Raw genomic sequence first — 15,752 nt, 5'->3', positions numbered from 1 at the left:
TCGAACCTGTGACGACAATTCTCGCGGTAGCGAATCAGAAGGGCGGCGTGGCCAAGACCACCACGGTGGCTTCGCTTGCGGCTGCGCTGCATGCTCTCGATCGACGGGTTCTGGTGGTCGACCTCGACCCGCAGGGCTGCTTGACGTTCTCTCTGGGCCACAATCCGGACAAGCTGGATTCCTCGGTCCACGAAGTGCTGACCGGGGATGCGAAGGTCGAGGACGTTCTGATCGAGACTGCGGAAGGAATCGTCCTGTTGCCGGCTACGATCGACCTCGCCGGCGCGGAGGCCTTACTGCTGATGCGCGCGGGTCGTGAATTCGCACTCAAACGGGCGCTCGCTCCCATACTCGACGACTTCGATGTCGTGGTCATCGATTGCCCACCGTCGCTCGGGGTACTGACCCTCAACGGGCTCACCGCCGCGCAGTCGGTGTTGGTCCCCCTCCAGTGCGAGACCCTCGCCCACCGAGGCGTGGGTCAGTTGTTGCGCACGGTGTCCGAAGTACAGCAGATCACCAACCCCGATCTGGCGCTTCTGGGTGCACTTCCCACACTGTTCGACGCTCGCACCACCCACAGCAGGGACGTACTCGGAGATGTCTCCGATCGATACTCGCTGCCGGTCCTCGCGCCGCCGATCCCGCGGACCGTTCGCTTCGCCGAGGCCAGCGCCTCGGGCGCGACGGTGCTGTCGGGTCGAAAGAACAAGGGCGCGCAGGCTTATCGGGACCTCGCCGAGAATCTTTTGGCGTACTGGGACGACGGAGCCGAGCTGAAGACGTACGATCCCGCCGAATAGGACCGAGGCCGGACGAGCCGGTCAGCCCAGCGCAACCACGTCGCCACCTCGTTGCTCGACGACCACGTCGCCGATCACGGACATCTGTATGGGGCCGTCGTAATCGCCTCGGTCGACCGGAATGTCGGCCGTCCTGAGCCCGGTGGATGTATCGACCACCGAGATGCCGTCGGGCACGGGTACGAGGAGTCGGCCGGCCATCACCGCTCCGCTCCCGAGCGCTCCGGGGACGTTCCACAGCGGGCCGAGGTTGTTGGAGTCGAACGCCTGGAGGTCCGCGCCGGTGAACCAGGTGAGAACCGAACCTGCCTTTGTCGCAGGGAAATTCGGCGAATCCAGGGCAAGGGAGGAGCCGGTCGGCAGAGTGAATTCGGACACTCTCGCGGCCGTGTCGTCGAACAGGCCCACTCGGCCGGGCGCGCCGTCCTCGGCTGGAAAGTACAGCGCGACATCGCTACCCGTCATCGCAATGATGCGTCCGGCCGTGGGGGAGTCCGGTCCGGGAACGAGTTCGGGCACCACCGTGGACCCGTATTCCTCGGGTTCGCTCGCATCATCGGGTGCAGGGTCGATCAGAGACAAGCGGGCAGCGGCTTCGCCCGGGCACTGCTCGAGCACGGCGGTCCGTGAGTTCGTCGACGCCGAGGACAGCAGGGTGCACCCGGTTCTCGGCTGGCTACCCGGATTGACCGGCGCATCCACCCGTCCGTATTCGAGGGTGCGCACCAGGTCCGACCGCCACAGTTCCATGCGGGTGTCGCCTCTCGACGTCACGTAGGTGCCGTCGGACGACAGGCGAACCGCATCGTCGGCGTCGGACGTGCGTTGTGCGGTGCGTTGTCCGGTGGACCCGTCGAGCGCGGTCACCTGCGAGCAACCGCGATCGTCGCGGTAGACCGCGACTGCGGTGTTCCACGCTGCGACCACCGAACACAGCGGAAGATCGCGGTTGTAGGACCAGGATTGTGCACCCGAACGCGGATCGCGGCCCACAACGGAGCCGGCATCGGCAGTCACCACCGTGGATCCGGTGACGACGGGAAGCGGGGTACGCGTCGAATCGGTTGCTGCACTCGGTGCGCGCCACAGTTCCATCAGGGCTGTGGGAACCGACGCTGCCGGCTCGGGTAGAGGAACGGGCTCCTCGGCCGAGATCGACGTCGTACCGCGGGCATCGCCGGTCACCCAGGCGATACTCGCGGCCACCACGATCACCGCTGCGATGAGGGCGGCGACGACGAGGTCGGTTCTCGTCCGACGTTCAGGAGCCAACACGACGGAAAACTACTCCGACGCGCTCGCAGTCGACGGTCCGGCATCGGCCGAGGAACCGCTGGACCGACGACGCCTGCGGCGGCGCGGAGCAGTCTTGGTGGCCGCGTCCGAGGATGCCGCTTCGTCCGTATCGGCCTGTCCGGCAATCGATTTGTCGGCAGACGACGAATCGTTCGACGCCGCGGTAGTGCCTGCGACAGTGTCGCCGTCCTGCCCCGCACGAGTGCGACGACGACTGCGTGAGCGGCGCGGCTTGGTCGACGACGGCGCGGACGCAGGCGCTGCCGTATCGGTCGCGCCGTCCTCGTCCGTCTTTTCCGGGGCACGCGAGGGTGTCTTGCGCACGGTGCCGGTGGCGTCGGTGGCGATACCGAGGTCGGTGAACAGATGGGGCGAGCTCGAGTAGGTCTCGACCGGATCCGGCATACCGAGGTCGAGCGCCTTGTCGATCAGCTGCCAACGAGGGATGTCGTCCCAGTCGACCAACGTGACAGCGATGCCGGTGCGTCCTGCACGGCCGGTGCGGCCGATGCGGTGCACGTAGGTCTTCTCGTCCTCGGGGCACTGGTAGTTGATGACGTGGGTGACGTCGTCGATGTCGATACCGCGTGCTGCTACGTCGGTCGCCACCAGAACGTCGATCTTGCCGGTACGGAACGACTTGAGGGCTTTCTCACGCTGTACCTGGCCGAGGTCGCCGTGCACGGCACCGACCGAGTATCCGCGCTCGGCCAACTCGTCCGCGACCTTCTGGGCGGTGCGCTTGGTGCGGGTGAACACCATCGTCGCGCCGCGGCCCTCGGCCTTGAGGACCTTGGCGACCATCTCGACCTTGTCGAGTGCGTGGGCCCGGTAGACGTGCTGGGCGGTGCGGTCGTGAACGGCCGAGGATTCTGCCTCTTCGGCGCGAATGTGCGTCGGCTGCGTGAGGAACGTGCGGGCCAGGGTGATGATCGGGCCGGGCATCGTCGCCGAGAAGAGCATCGTCTGCCTCTTGTCCGGCACCATCCCGAGGATTCGTTCGATGTCGGGGAGGAACCCGAGGTCGAGCATCTCGTCTGCCTCGTCGAGAACCAGGACGCCGACCTTGCCGAGGATCAAGTGGTTCTGCTTGGCGAGGTCGAGCAGTCGGCCGGGGGTGCCGACGACGACGTCGACGCCGTTCTGGAGCGCGCTGATCTGTGCCTCGTAGGGGCGGCCACCGTAGATGGAGAGCACCTTGACGGGGCCGTTGGCACCGCTGAGATATTTCGAGGCGTTCTCGAGATCGGAGCTGACCTGGACGCACAATTCGCGCGTCGGGACGATGATCAGGGCGCGTGGAGTGCCGTCGAGCGGTGTGGTGCCGGAGTTGTCGGTCGCGAGCCGGTGCAGAAGCGGTACCCCGAAACCGAAGGTCTTGCCCATGCCTGTGCGTGCCTGGCCTATGAGGTCGTCTCCCGCGATGGCGAGCGGCAGCGTCAACTCCTGGATGGCGAAGGTGCGCTCGATTCCCATGTCGGAGAGAGCGCGAACGATGGCCGCGTCGACGTTCAGTTCCGCAAACGTAGGAGGTACGTGGGTGTCGTCCAGTTGTGCCGACAGCGTCGTGTCGCCGGTCTCGGATTCTTGGTCGATGACTATCTTGCTCAGCGGACTGGCCTTCCTCGTGTTCGAACGTGCGCACAAGGAAGGGCACAGGCCTATTGCCGGCCGAAGTCGATGCCCTCAATCCGATGTGATGTCGCCGTCAGCCTCTGCGCGGCCACGGAGTGCAATGTCCGCTGCGGCGAAGCTGTCGAGGCGACCCGGATCAGGTGCGCACACAATATCTGCGATCGTCGCGTGTCATTCGGTCCGGTGGTCCGGTCCGCGAGCGGCGATCGAGCACCATGGTAGCTTGCCCGGCCGAAATCTCCATCGTCGGCCGTTCCCGGGAGGTACATCGCGCACCGCGACGGGGTGCTGCATGCGGGACTACGATTGCCAGCCATGGGAGCCCACTCGCCTGAGCCGTCGTCGTCCGTAGCCGCATCCACCACGCTCGCCGAGTCGGCCGAGCCGGCCATCGCGCACGATCACCCCGGGGTACCGGACCTGTTCGCGGTCCTCGCCTACGGTGAGATTTCGGCATTCTATCGGCTGGCGGAGGACGCCCGGATGGCCCCGTCGATGGAAGGTCGCGTTGCGTTGGCCAGCATGGCGGCAGCGGAGATGAGCCATTTCGAGACGCTGGAGCGCGCGCTGTCGGACCGCGGCCTCGACGTCTACACCTCGATGTCCCCGTTCGTGCGGGCCCTCGACGAATACCACGCGTCGACAACGCCGTCGACGTGGCTGGAGTCTCTGGTCAAGGCCTACGTCGGAGACGGCATCGCGGCCGACTTCTACCGGCAGATCGCGCACAGCCTCGACCCTGTGGTCGCGGACATCGTGCGGGACGTGCTCGCCGAGACCGGACACTCGGAATTCGTCGTTCAGGAGGTCTCGGACCGCGTCCGGGCCAGCTCGCAGGACAAGGCGCGACTGATGCTGTGGGGCCGTCGACTGCTCGGTGAAGCCATCACCCAGGCGCAATTCGTGCTTGCGCAACGCGAATCGCTGACCGATCTCGTCATCACCGCCTCGGGCGACCTCAACGGAGTCGTCGCGCTGTTCGATCGCATGCAGGAACAACACTCCGAACGCATGTCGTCCCTCGGCCTGGATTGACCGTTCGCGACCGGTGCTCGCCGACAGCACAGGGCAGTGTTCGCTGACAGCACAGGGCTGTGTTCGCTGACAGCACAGGGCGTCGGGCCGCTCGGTCGACCCCGCTGCACTAGCCTGGCGTGAGCAGAGTTGTCGAGAGTTCGGAGGTTGACCGTGGAGGTCAAGATCGGTGTTTCGGAGAGTTCCCGTGAGCTCGTCGTGAACAGCACGCAGTCCCCGGCCGAGGTCGAAGCGCTCGTATCGACCGCCTTCGCCGGTAAGGACGGAGTGCTGTCGTTGGAGGACGAGAAGGGTCGCAAATTCTTGATCCAGGCCGCCAAGGTGTCCTACGTCGAGATCGGCCCGTCCGATTCTCGGAAGGTCGGTTTCGCGACCACCTGAGCCGGCCTGCGAACGCACCACACGCCCTTCACTCGATCCGAGTGGAGGGCGTGTGGCGTTCGAGGAGAGGTTCGTTACGGGGCTTGCAGTGGCACGTGAGACAGACCGCCCCAGGCCAATGACACGGTGGTGTCCACTGCATCTTCCTTCGATATCGGCCGGTCCGCTTCCAGCCAGTAGCGGGCGGTGAACTGGCTTGCGCCCACCAGGCCGACGGCGAGCACACGCGCTCGGTAGGGATCGAGTCCCGAATCGTGAGCGACCAGGTCGAAGACCGCGTCGACACAAGCTTCGGTTGCTTGCTCGACGCGGGAGTTGACCTGGGGATCACCCATCAGGTCCGACTCGAAAACCAGACGAAAGCCCTGGGTGTCCGTGTCGACGAAATCGTAGAACGCCAGTACGGCCGCGCGTACGCGTTGCCGGTTGTCGGTGGTCGAGCGGAGTGCTTGCCGGACGCCTGCGATCAACGTGTCGACGTAGCTCTGCAACACCGCGAGGTACAGCTCGAGTTTCCCGGGAAAATGCTGGTAGAGGACCGGCTTGCTGACACCGGCGCACTCGGCGATCTCGTCCATCCCTGACGCGTGATATCCGCGAGTGACGAATATTTCGCTCGCAGCGGCGAGCAGCTGCGCTCGGCGGGCATCGCGCGGCAGTCGTGCGCTGCGCCGATTGCCGGTGGTGGCCGGTCGGTCCGAGGACCTCCGGTCGTCGAGATCTGTCATCAATTCCGTTCCCATCCGCGTCGACATCTGCGCTCGTCTTGGTTCGACAGCGAGTGATCCGCCGTGAACGTCCGGCGGGTGGCCATCGGTTCGGATCACTCGTAGCGCAGATCACGCGCAACGATACGCGTGGGCTCTCCCGCATTCTGGATCCTGGGGGACAGTGACCATGATCTCGGGGGAAAGGGGTGAATTGCGTCGAATCAGGATCACGTCGAGCGGTTTGTTTGTACGATGTTTCCGTACCGAGAACCCGATAGTCCCGATTTCGTTGTCGGCGTGCCGAGCAGCGAGCGGACAGGATTGTGAGATCGTGATCGAGTGACTGACCGAGGCGGGCCGCGAATTCGCGGTGGTGTGCAATCGGGCGGCGTCGACGACGAGTACGACGATCGGTCCGACGAATTTCCACGCACCGTGGGTAGCCGCGGTTCTCATCAACCATTACGTGCGCAGTGGGATCCGACGCAGCGCGAAGTCAAGCAGCGCAGTCGCCGACCGGACCGCGACGTTCGCAAACAGAGCAAGATCGGGAAGTTCGCCTCGACGTATGGCTGGCGGGCGTATGCGGTGCCGATCCTGATCGTCGTCACTGCCCTCGTCGTGTTCGACGCCGTACGCACCGGCGATCCGGTCGCCGGTAATGCTGCGCAGTCGACCGACGCAGATCCGGGGTTCGGCACCCTGAGTTCTAATACCACGTCGGGCACCGGAATCATCGGCGTGCCGCCGCAGGCAGACGGCAATTTCGCGTCGTCGATCGCCTCTGGCGAGCTACCGGACGGTGGCCCGTTCGCAGTCCAGGGTGCCGGAACGTGGCACACGGTGGCCGGTTCCACCGAACAGGTCGGCCAAGGGACCGAGCGGGTGTTCACGTACACCGTCGAGGTGGAGGACGGCGTCGATACCGTCGGATTCGGCGGCGACGAGTCGTTCGGCCGACTGGTGGATCAGACGCTCGCCAATCCCAAGAGTTGGACCAACGACCCGCGATTCGCGTTTCGGCGGATCGACCAGGGCGATCCCGACTTCAGAGTTTCTCTGACGTCGCAGATGTCCATCCGGGAGGCGTGCGGGTACGACATCCAACTCGAGGTCTCGTGCTACAACCCGGGCATCGAGCGAGTTGTTCTCAACGAACCCAGGTGGGTGCGGGGGGCGATCTCGTTCCAAGGAGACATCGGCTCGTACCGCCAGTATCAGATCAACCACGAAGTGGGCCACGCCATCGGCTACCAGCAGCACCAGCCGTGCGAGGCCGACGGTGGCCTCGCGCCGGTGATGATGCAACAGACGTTCGGCACGTCGAACGACGACATCGCACGACTCGATCCGGCGGGCGTCGTCCCCATGGACGGCAAGACATGTCGGTTCAATCCGTGGCCGTACCCGCGAGGATGACCGGCTGGGATGTCGGACGGGCTGGGGATTAGATTCGAACGTGGCGATCGGGTCATCGGTTGCCGTATCGAGTCGAGGAGCGTCGCTGCGTCGTGGTCCACCTACCTCCGCTGGTCGAGCCTGCCGGTGAACTGACGGCCGAGGACGTCGCGCGTTACAGCCGGCACCTGATCATCCCGGGCGTGGGAATGGACGGTCAGAAGCGCCTGCGTAACGCCCGTGTGCTCGTCGTCGGTGCCGGGGGATTGGGTTCACCGGCTCTGCTCTACCTGGCTGCCGCCGGTATCGGGACCCTGGGGATCGTCGAATTCGATGATGTCGAACTGTCCAATCTGCAGCGGCAGGTCATCCACGGTCGGTCCGACGTGGGTCGCCCGAAAGCCGACAGCGCCAGAGACTCGATCCTCGAACTCAATGACGGCGTCGAGGTGGTGTTGCACAGGGTTCGGCTCGATTCCTCGAACGCGCTGGAGCTGTTTCGGAACTACGACCTGGTTCTCGACGGGACCGACAACTTCGCCACCCGATACCTGGTCAACGACGCGGCCGCGCTGGTGGGAATCCCGTACGTGTGGGGCTCGATCTATCGATTCGAGGGGCAGGTGTCGGTGTTCTGGGATCAAGCCCCCGGTGACGCAGGCATCAACTATCGCGACCTGTATCCCGAGGCTCCGCCGCCGGGCATGGTGCCCTCGTGCGCCGAAGGTGGGGTGCTCGGAGTGCTGTGCGCGTCGATCGGGTCGGTCATGGTGACCGAGGCCATCAAGCTGATCACCGGAATCGGCGAGACGTTGCTGGGTCGATTGATGATCTACGACGCGCTGGCGATGAGTTACCGAACCGTGCGATTGACCCGCGATCCGCATCGGACCCCGATCACCGAGCTGATCGATTACGACGCGTTCTGCGGCACCGTTCCGGCCGCCGAATCGTCCGGAGACGAAGTCACCCCCGTGCAGTTGCGGGCACTGATGGACTCCGGACGAGAAGTGGCTCTGATCGACGTACGTGAACCGGTCGAGTGGGACATCGTTCGCATCGACGGCGCACGGCTGATTCCCAAGGATCGAATTCTCAGCGGGGCCGCGATGGCCGAGCTGCCGCAGCACGTGCCGATCGTGCTCTACTGCAAAACCGGCATCAGGTCTGCCGAAGCACTCGACGCTCTGCTCGGTGCCGGTTTTGCGGACGCGTCCCACCTGCAAGGCGGAATAGTGGAGTGGGCCAAGCAGATCGACCCCGGTTTGCCGATCTACTGACGCGATGCGTGTGTGCGCGTCGTCCGCAGCGGTGCGCCGATCGACGGTACCGTGACGAACGTGAGCTCTGTCGAACCCCCTCAGCACGTGATCTCTACGTTCGGGCTGCGCGATGTCGAGCCGGCACCCCTCGGTGCCGACTGGGATGGAGGCTGGCGACTGGGTGACGTGGTGCTGTCGCCGGTGGCGGATCATGCCCGCGCCGCGTGGTCGGCGAAGGTGCGCGAGACGTTGTCGGTGGACGGGGTTCGACTTGCTCGTCCCGTGCGCTCCACCGACGGGCGCTACGTCGTGTCGGGCTGGCGCGCAGACACGTTCGTCGCCGGCGAACCCGAACCCCGGCACGACGAGGTGGTCTCGTTGTCCTTGCGTTTGCACTCGGCGACGGCACAACTCGAGCGACCCCGCTTCCTGGTTCAACCACCCGTGGCACCGTGGGCCGACGTGGACGTCTTCGTCGCGGCCGACCGAGCGGCGTGGGAAGCCGTCCCACTCCGATCGGCGCGCGGTGCCGGTGCTCCCGAGCCGTCGTCCTCCGATGGCAGGAGCAGTCTCGAGTTGGTCAAACAGCTTGCGACACTACGGAAGCCGGTGGAGTCACCGGATCAATTGGTGCACGGGGACCTGTTCGGGACGGTGTTGTTCTCGGGCAGCGATGCGCCCGGGATCAGCGATATCACGCCGTACTGGCGTCCCGCGCCCTGGGCTGCCGGCGTGGCGGTGGTGGATGCGCTGTCCTGGGGTGACGCCGACGACGGCCTCGTGGGCCGCTGGGGCGATCTCCCGGAGTGGCCGCAGATGTTGTTGCGCGCGTTGATGTTTCGTCTCGCTGTCCACGCCCTTCATCCGCGGTCGACATCGGAGGCCTTTCCGGGTCTGGCGCGAACAGCAGACCTGGTGCGCCTCATTCTGTGAATGCTGCTGCGCGAGCTGTCGGTTCGGACAATTCGTGAAACAGTGATCGGGCGGCCTCCGTCGCGCGAGCGGAGTCACCGTCGATGACTGCGTGGACCAGCGCGGTGTGCTCGGCGATGTAATCGTCGTCGTGATCGAGGACGTGATCTCGTATCGCCTCGTGGATGACCGGCAGCAACGAGTCGTAGAACTCCAGATAGATCGCGTTGTGACTGGCCGCAACGATGGCGCGGTGCAGGCCTGCGTCGATTCGGACGGCGTCTGCCAACGGTGTGTCGTTCGACCAAGCCACGTTGCGGGCTTCCAGCGCCCCGAGCATGACCTCGATGTCCGCTTCGTCGCGTCGGTCGGCGGCCAGCGCAGCCGCGGTGACCTCCAGGGTCTCCCGAAGTTCGGTGACGTCGCGGTGCCGCGCGTCCGAGAAGTACTTGCCCAGAGTTCCGCTCAGGTCGGAGCAGGTCATGACGAACGTGCCCGAACCCTGCCTGCGTTCGACCATGCCTGCATGGACGAGCGCCTGCACGGCCTCGCGCACGGTATTGCGTCCGGTGCCGGTGATCTCGCACAACTCCGGCTCGGTGGGAATTCGGGTGCCCACCGGCCATCTCTGCGACGTGATCTCGTCGCGGAGCGCAGCTGTGACCTGGGATATCAGGCTCGATCGCTGGACCTGCCGCACGTGGACTCCTCGGGGTGTGGACGTTGCGTCGTCGATACTAATGCTTTGCACCCGGTGATCCGGTCATCCTATGATTACGCGGTGAGTGCCCCTACCGTCTCCGAGACCACCCCGACCGGTACTTCGCTCGTCCGCGGCCGACTTCTGGTGTTCGCGGCCATCGTCCTGTCCGCGCTGACCCTGCGTGCCGCAGTGACCTCGATCAGTCCGCTGTTCGGCAGGATCGGCACCGATCTGCAGTTCGGCACCACGGTGATCGGCGTCGTCGGAATGTTGCCTCCGGCGATGTTCGCCGTGTTCGGTTTGGCGACACCGTTCCTCGCCAAGCGCACCGGTCTCGAGCGGGCTGCGCTGCTCGCCATGTCGCTCACCGCCATCGGTATGGCAACTCGTGCGTTCGCGCCCGACACCGTCTCGTTGCTGGCGCTGTCCGCCATAGCCCTCGCGGGTATGGGCATCGGGAACGTCGTCATCCCGCCCCTGGTCAAGCGGTACTTCTCCGATCGCCTCGCAGTGGTGAGCACCATCTACATCTGCGCCATGCAGATCAGCACCATGATCCCGCCTCTGTTGGCCGTGCCCGTGGCCGATGCACACGGTTGGCGCGTGTCCATCGGCGTCTGGGCTGTCGTGGGACTGGCTGCAGCACTTCCGTGGCTCGGGATCGTGGTGGCCCGACGCGGCCGCGACCAGGACGATGTGTCGGCCGAGGCCGGATCGGCGGCGGTCCAGGTCGAGCCGAGCGGCCGGATCTACCGGTCCTCGCTGGCATGGGGGATGGTGATGATGTTCGCGATGACGTCGCTGATCACCTATTCGATGCTCACCTGGCTGCCGACGCTGTTGATCGATTCGGGTATCGGCGAAGGGCTGGCCGGTGCCTCGGTCGCTGCGTTCGGCGCGATGGGCTTGGTGACGTCGCTGGCCACGCCGACCCTGTGTGCGAAGCTGCGTAACCCGTTCGGTCTCGTGCTGGTGGCGGCGGTGTGTTACCTCGGCGGCTTCTCGGGTCTGCACTGGTCGCCTTCGGCGGGAACCGTCGTGTGGGTGTGCCTGGTCGGTCTCGGCACGATGACCTTCCCGATGTCGCTGACGCTGATCAATCTCAGAACTCGCACTGCGGTGGGTTCGTCTTCGTTGTCGGGGTTCACTCAGGGGTTGGGGTATGTCGTGTCGTCGTCGGGGCCGATCCTGTTCGGCGTGGTACACACCGCGTCCGGTGGATGGGGTCTGCCCTTGGCTCTCTTGACCGGATGTGTCGGCGTTCTACTGGTCGGAGGGTTCCTGTGCTGTCGACCGCGGATGCTCGAAGACACATGGTGACGCTTCCGGGCCGCTGACGGTCGAACTCACGTCGGTGTGCGATCACGCGTGAGACCAAGTTAATCAGCGAGTGACCGCACGCAGCGCGGCGGCAACATGGCTTTTCTATGTTCGGTTCACACACCGATCAGGAGGCCACACGTGACCAGCCTTTCTCGTAGCGCTTCGGCAGATGCCGGCTCAGCCACCACGGCGACCGTTCCGCCCGGAACCGTCCCCGTCTCCGTCAACCATCACATCGCGCACTGGAACTCCGAGGACGTCGAGGCCTGGGAGGCCGGCGGCAAGCAGATCGCCAAGCGCAATCTGATCTGGTCGGTCATCGCCGAGCACGTCGGGTTCTCGATCTGGTCGATCTGGTCGGTGATGGTGCTGTTCATGCCGGTGTCGGTCTACGGCATCGACGCGGCGGGCAAGTTCTTCCTCGTAGCCGTTCCCACACTCGTCGGCGCAATCCTGCGCATTCCGTACACCTTCGCCACGGCCAAGTTCGGCGGGCGGAACTGGACCATCTTCAGTGCTCTGGTGCTCCTGATCCCCACCGTGCTCACCATGTACTTCATGCTCAACCCGGCCTCGTACACCACGTACATCATCGTGGCGGCGTTCGCCGGACTGGGCGGAGGTAACTTCGCGTCCTCGATGACGAACATCAACGCGTTCTATCCGCAACGCGAGAAGGGCTGGGCTCTCGGTCTGAACGCGGGCGGCGGCAACATCGGTGTGCCCGTCATCCAGCTCATCGGCCTGTTGGTCATCGCCACCATCGGTAACACCGCCCCCGAGATCGTGTGCGCCGTCTATCTCGTCTTCATCGCGCTCGCCGCCGTCGGTGCCGCGTTGTACATGGACAACCTCGACAACCAGAAGACCAACGGTCGCTCCATGATCGACGTGTTGAAGTTCTCGGACTCGTGGTGGATCGCCTTCCTGTACATCGGCACGTTCGGATCGTTCATCGGCTTCAGCTTCGCGTTCGGCCAGGTACTGCAGATCAACTTCCTCGCCGGCCTCACCGACGGCGGACCCTCGACTCCCGCTCTGCAGGCGCAGGCATCCCTGCAGGCCGCTCAGATCGCCTTCATCGGACCGTTGCTGGGATCGCTGTCGCGTCCTTACGGCGGCAAGCTCGCCGACAAGATCGGTGGCGGGAAGATCACCCTCTACACGTTCGTGGCCATGACGTTCGCCACGGGGATCCTGGTCGCGGCCAGTACCTGGGACGATTCGACTCCCGGGGCGGCCAGCGGCACGGTGATGGTGCTCTTCGTCGTCGGATTCATTGCACTCTTCCTGCTCTCCGGTATCGGAAACGGATCGGTCTACAAGATGATTCCCGCCATCTTCGCCGCGAAATCGGTTGCATTGCAGGGAATGACGGTCGACGAGCAGCAGCGCTGGTCGCGCAAGATGTCCGGCGCGCTCATCGGCATCGCCGGCGCAATCGGCGCGCTCGGCGGAGTCGGAATCAACCTGGTGCTGCGCGCCTCGTACTCGGGCACCGCGAAGTCCGCCACGACGGCGTTCTGGGTGTTCCTGGCCTTCTACGTCGTGTGCGCCCTCATCACGTGGGCGGTCTATCTACGCAAGACGAACTCCGCCGATGCGGACGCGCCGGTAGCCGTCTGAGGTTCCACCTCCGTAAATACGAAGACACTGCACAGCAACGTAGATCGGAAGGACCCGCAATGAAGAACGCGGTAGTGGTAGGTCATGGGATGGTCGGACACCGATTCGTCGAAGCATTGCGTGCGCGCGACGAGGCGGCCGAGTGGAAGGTCACTATCCTGTGCGAGGAGGCGCTGGCGGCGTACGACAGGGTGGGGCTGTCGTCCTACGTCGGTGCCTGGGACCACAAGGAACTCGCTCTGGCGGGCAACGACTATCCAGGTGACGCACTGGTCGAGATGCGCACCGGGGTACGGGCCGATCGCATCGACCGTGACCACCGCACCGTCGTGACCTCGGCGGGAGACACGGTCGAGTACGACGCCCTCGTCCTCGCTACCGGTTCCTACCCGTTCGTGCCGCCGATCACCGGACACGACCTGCCCGCGTGCTTCGTCTACCGCACCCTCGACGACCTGGACAAAATTCGAGCGCGGGCCGACGCGGCGGGACCGGGTGCCGTGGGTGTCGTCGTCGGCGGCGGATTGCTCGGTCTCGAAGCGGCGAACGCGCTGAAGAAGATGGGCATGACCCCGCACGTCATCGAGTTCGCTCCACGCCTGATGCCGCTGCAGGTGGACGAGGGCGGCGGCGCGCTGTTGGCTCGCCTCGTCACCGAACTCGGCTTGAATGTCCATGTGGGAGTGGGCACGTCGTCGATCTCCGAGAACGACAGCACCGGCCTGACGGTCGAGCTGAGCGACGGCAGCACCATCGACGCCGCCCTGCTGGTGTTCTCCGCCGGTGTGCGACCGCAGGATCGGCTGGCGCGCGAGAGTGGGCTCGAGGTCGGTGAGCGCGGCGGCATCATGGTCGACGTCGGCTGCAGTACTTCCGACCCTGCCGTCTACGCGATCGGCGAGTGCGCCGCGGTCGAGGGTCGGTGCTACGGCCTGGTCGCCCCCGGGTATTCGACGGCAGAGGTCGTGGCCGACCGATTGCTCGGTGGCGCAGCGCAATTCCCGGGTGCCGACATGTCCACCAAGCTCAAGCTCATGGGCGTCGACGTCGCGAGCTTCGGCGACGCGATGGCGGCCACTCCCGGTGCGCTCGAGGTCGTCTTCAGCGACGCGCCGAAGGGAACGTACGCCAAGCTCGTCGTCACCGACGATGCCAAGACTCTGCTCGGCGGCATCCTCGTCGGCGATGCCTCTGCCTACTCGCTGCTGCGACCACTCGTCGGACGTGAGTTGCCCGGCGATCCTGGCGCGTTGATCTCGCCGGCAGCCGAGCAGGTCGGCATCGGTGCGCTGCCCGACGACGCCGAGATCTGCTCGTGCAACGGCGTCAGCAAGGGTGCCATCTGCTCGGCGATCGCCGACGGGGCCTGCGATCTGGCGGCCGTGAAGAGTTGCACCACTGCAGGGACCACCTGCGGCGGATGCCTCCCGTCGATCAAATCTCTGCTGGCTGCATCGGGGGTGGTGCTCTCGAAGTCGTTGTGCGAGCACTTCGCTCAGTCCCGGGCCGAGTTGTTCGAGATCGTCCGGGCCACGAACACCCGCACCTTCTCCTCGCTGATCTCCAAGTACGGCACGGGAACCGGCTGCGACATCTGCAAGCCCGTCGTTGCCTCGATCCTCGCGTCGACGTCCTCCGATCACATTCTCGACGGCGAGCAGGCGTCGTTGCAGGACACCAACGATCACTTCCTGGCCAACATCCAGAAGAACGGCACGTACTCGGTGGTGCCTCGGATGCCGGGTGGCGAGTGCACGCCCGAGCAGCTCATCGTCATCGGTGAGGTGGCCCGCGACTTCGGGCTGTACACCAAGGTGACCGGAGGCCAGCGCATCGACATGTTCGGTGCCCGCGTCGAGCAACTGCCCGCAATCTGGAAGCGTTTGGTCGACGCGGGGATGGAATCGGGCCAGGCATACGGAAAGTCGCTTCGGACGGTCAAGAGCTGCGTCGGGTCCAGCTGGTGCCGCTACGGCGTCCAGGATTCGGTGGGTATGGCGGTCGACCTCGAGAACCGGTACCGCGGTCTCCGGTCGCCCCACAAGATCAAGTTCGGCGTCTCGGGTTGCGCGCGAGAATGCGCCGAGGCCCGTGGCAAGGACGTCGGCATCATCGCTACCGAAGGCGGCTGGAACCTGTACGTCGGCGGTAACGGTGGCCAGTCACCCAAGCATGCTCAGTTGTTGGCATCCAACCTCGACGACGCCACCTTGGTCAGTTACATCGACCGCTATCTGATGTTCTACGTGCGCACCGCGGATCGGCTGCAGCGCACCGCGCCGTGGCTCGAGTCGCTCGACGGGGGACTGGACCATCTCAAAGCCGTCGTGTGCGACGACAGTCTGGGTATCGGCGCGGAGCTCGAAGCCGACATGGAGCGCCACGTCGCCGGCTACAAGGACGAATGGGCCGGCGTCCTCGAAGACGACGAGAAGCTCGGTCGATTTGTATCGTTCGTCAACGCCCCGAGCGAGGCCGATCCCACCATTGCGTTCGACGACTCCGGGATACGCAAGATTCCCGTGTTGATGGGAATGCCGGGCATCGGTCTCGTGGGTTCCTGACATCTGGACGGTCACAAGACTGAGTGCATGTGCACAGGTGGGTAATCGCCGGTTAACGACCCAGAAACACGAGCAGCGTCAAATAGCTGACCAGGAGGTACACC

At 65.1% G+C, this 15,752-nt stretch carries 13 protein-coding genes; 9 read left to right on the top strand and 4 right to left on the bottom strand.

Annotated elements, in window-relative coordinates:
• Window positions 1-8 precede the first annotated feature (8 nt).
• Complete coding sequence (locus tag ACIGGF_RS10145; RefSeq protein ID WP_397521214.1) at window positions 9-803, top strand: ParA family protein; 795 nt, start codon at window positions 9-11, stop codon at window positions 801-803.
• A 21-nt stretch (window positions 804-824) separates the two neighbouring features.
• Here ACIGGF_RS10145 and ACIGGF_RS10140 read toward each other — a convergent pair whose 3' ends face one another.
• Both ACIGGF_RS10140 and ACIGGF_RS10135 read right to left on the bottom strand, forming a co-directional pair.
• Window positions 825-2,078, bottom strand: coding sequence for a hypothetical protein (locus ACIGGF_RS10140; RefSeq protein ID WP_397521213.1), 1,254 nt, complete (start codon window positions 2,076-2,078; stop codon window positions 825-827).
• Between the two features lie 9 nt (window positions 2,079-2,087).
• Window positions 2,088-3,746, bottom strand: a complete 1,659-nt coding sequence (locus ACIGGF_RS10135) for a DEAD/DEAH box helicase (protein WP_397521212.1) — start codon at window positions 3,744-3,746, stop codon at window positions 2,088-2,090.
• A 303-nt stretch (window positions 3,747-4,049) separates the two neighbouring features.
• On the opposite strand from ACIGGF_RS10135, the gene ACIGGF_RS10130 reads away from it, so the two are divergent.
• Together ACIGGF_RS10130 and ACIGGF_RS10125 are read left to right on the top strand one after the other, a co-directional pair.
• On the top strand, window positions 4,050-4,769 hold the full coding sequence (locus tag ACIGGF_RS10130; protein WP_397521211.1) for a ferritin-like fold-containing protein: 720 nt from the start codon (window positions 4,050-4,052) through the stop codon (window positions 4,767-4,769).
• Window positions 4,770-4,922: 153 nt separating this feature from the next.
• Window positions 4,923-5,150, top strand: coding sequence for a DUF3107 domain-containing protein (locus tag ACIGGF_RS10125; RefSeq protein ID WP_222093023.1), 228 nt, complete (start codon window positions 4,923-4,925; stop codon window positions 5,148-5,150).
• A 74-nt stretch (window positions 5,151-5,224) separates the two neighbouring features.
• Here the strand turns inward: ACIGGF_RS10125 and ACIGGF_RS10120 are convergent, their stop codons facing one another.
• Window positions 5,225-5,878 (bottom strand): TetR/AcrR family transcriptional regulator, encoded by a 654-nt coding sequence (locus tag ACIGGF_RS10120; RefSeq protein ID WP_032378141.1) that lies wholly within the window; start codon window positions 5,876-5,878, stop codon window positions 5,225-5,227.
• A gap of 321 nt (window positions 5,879-6,199) precedes the next feature.
• Here ACIGGF_RS10120 and ACIGGF_RS10115 point away from each other — a divergent pair, with 321 nt between their 5' ends.
• The 3 genes from ACIGGF_RS10115 (at window position 6,200) to ACIGGF_RS10105 (ending at window position 9,453) form a co-directional block, all read left to right on the top strand.
• Window positions 6,200-7,279 (top strand): DUF3152 domain-containing protein, encoded by a 1,080-nt coding sequence (locus ACIGGF_RS10115; protein WP_397521210.1) that lies wholly within the window; start codon window positions 6,200-6,202, stop codon window positions 7,277-7,279.
• Window positions 7,280-7,371: 92 nt separating this feature from the next.
• Window positions 7,372-8,538 (top strand): adenylyltransferase/sulfurtransferase MoeZ, encoded by a 1,167-nt coding sequence (moeZ, locus tag ACIGGF_RS10110; RefSeq protein WP_397521209.1) that lies wholly within the window; start codon window positions 7,372-7,374, stop codon window positions 8,536-8,538.
• Window positions 8,539-8,598: 60 nt separating this feature from the next.
• Entirely contained in the window at window positions 8,599-9,453 is an 855-nt protein-coding gene (locus ACIGGF_RS10105; RefSeq protein WP_397521208.1) for a TIGR02569 family protein, read from the top strand.
• On the opposite strand, the gene ACIGGF_RS10100 is transcribed toward ACIGGF_RS10105, so the two are convergent.
• The gene (locus tag ACIGGF_RS10100; RefSeq protein ID WP_397521207.1) at window positions 9,443-10,132 is read right to left on the bottom strand and encodes a FadR/GntR family transcriptional regulator; all 690 of its coding nucleotides are present in this window, start codon (window positions 10,130-10,132) and stop codon (window positions 9,443-9,445) included. The genes ACIGGF_RS10105 and ACIGGF_RS10100 overlap by 11 nt on opposite strands.
• 81 nt (window positions 10,133-10,213) lie before the next feature.
• On the opposite strand from ACIGGF_RS10100, the gene ACIGGF_RS10095 reads away from it, so the two are divergent.
• The 3 genes from ACIGGF_RS10095 to nirB all read left to right on the top strand — a co-directional run bounded on the left by ACIGGF_RS10095 (window position 10,214) and on the right by nirB (window position 15,648).
• Complete coding sequence (locus ACIGGF_RS10095; protein WP_397521206.1) at window positions 10,214-11,455, top strand: MFS transporter; 1,242 nt, start codon at window positions 10,214-10,216, stop codon at window positions 11,453-11,455.
• A 237-nt stretch (window positions 11,456-11,692) separates the two neighbouring features.
• Window positions 11,693-13,084 carry a nitrate/nitrite transporter gene (locus ACIGGF_RS10090; RefSeq protein WP_397521273.1) on the top strand — a complete coding sequence of 464 codons (1,392 nt, stop codon included), beginning with the start codon at window positions 11,693-11,695 and terminating at the stop codon, window positions 13,082-13,084.
• 59 nt (window positions 13,085-13,143) lie between these two features.
• A complete protein-coding gene (nirB, locus tag ACIGGF_RS10085) occupies window positions 13,144-15,648 on the top strand; it encodes a nitrite reductase large subunit NirB (RefSeq protein WP_397521205.1) in 2,505 nt (834 codons plus the stop codon).
• The last annotated feature ends 104 nt before the right edge of the window (window positions 15,649-15,752 follow it).

The sequence above is a fragment of the Rhodococcus sp. NPDC078407 genome, from assembly GCF_044542515.1.
Classification (GTDB): Bacteria; Actinomycetota; Actinomycetes; order Mycobacteriales; family Mycobacteriaceae; genus Rhodococcoides.
Note: the sequence above shows the minus strand (reverse complement) of the source record. Positions and strands in the feature narration are given on the sequence as shown.

Bases quoted from the DNA above. Each gene is read 5' to 3' on its own strand.
- ACIGGF_RS10130 (WP_397521211.1), top strand. From the start codon at position 4,050: ATGGGAGCCCACTCGCCTGAGCCGTCGTCGTCCGTAGCCGCATCCACC.
- ACIGGF_RS10120 (WP_032378141.1), bottom strand. From the start codon at position 5,878: ATGACAGATCTCGACGACCGGAGGTCCTCGGACCGACCGGCCACCACC.
- nirB (WP_397521205.1), top strand. From the start codon at position 13,144: ATGAAGAACGCGGTAGTGGTAGGTCATGGGATGGTCGGACACCGATTC.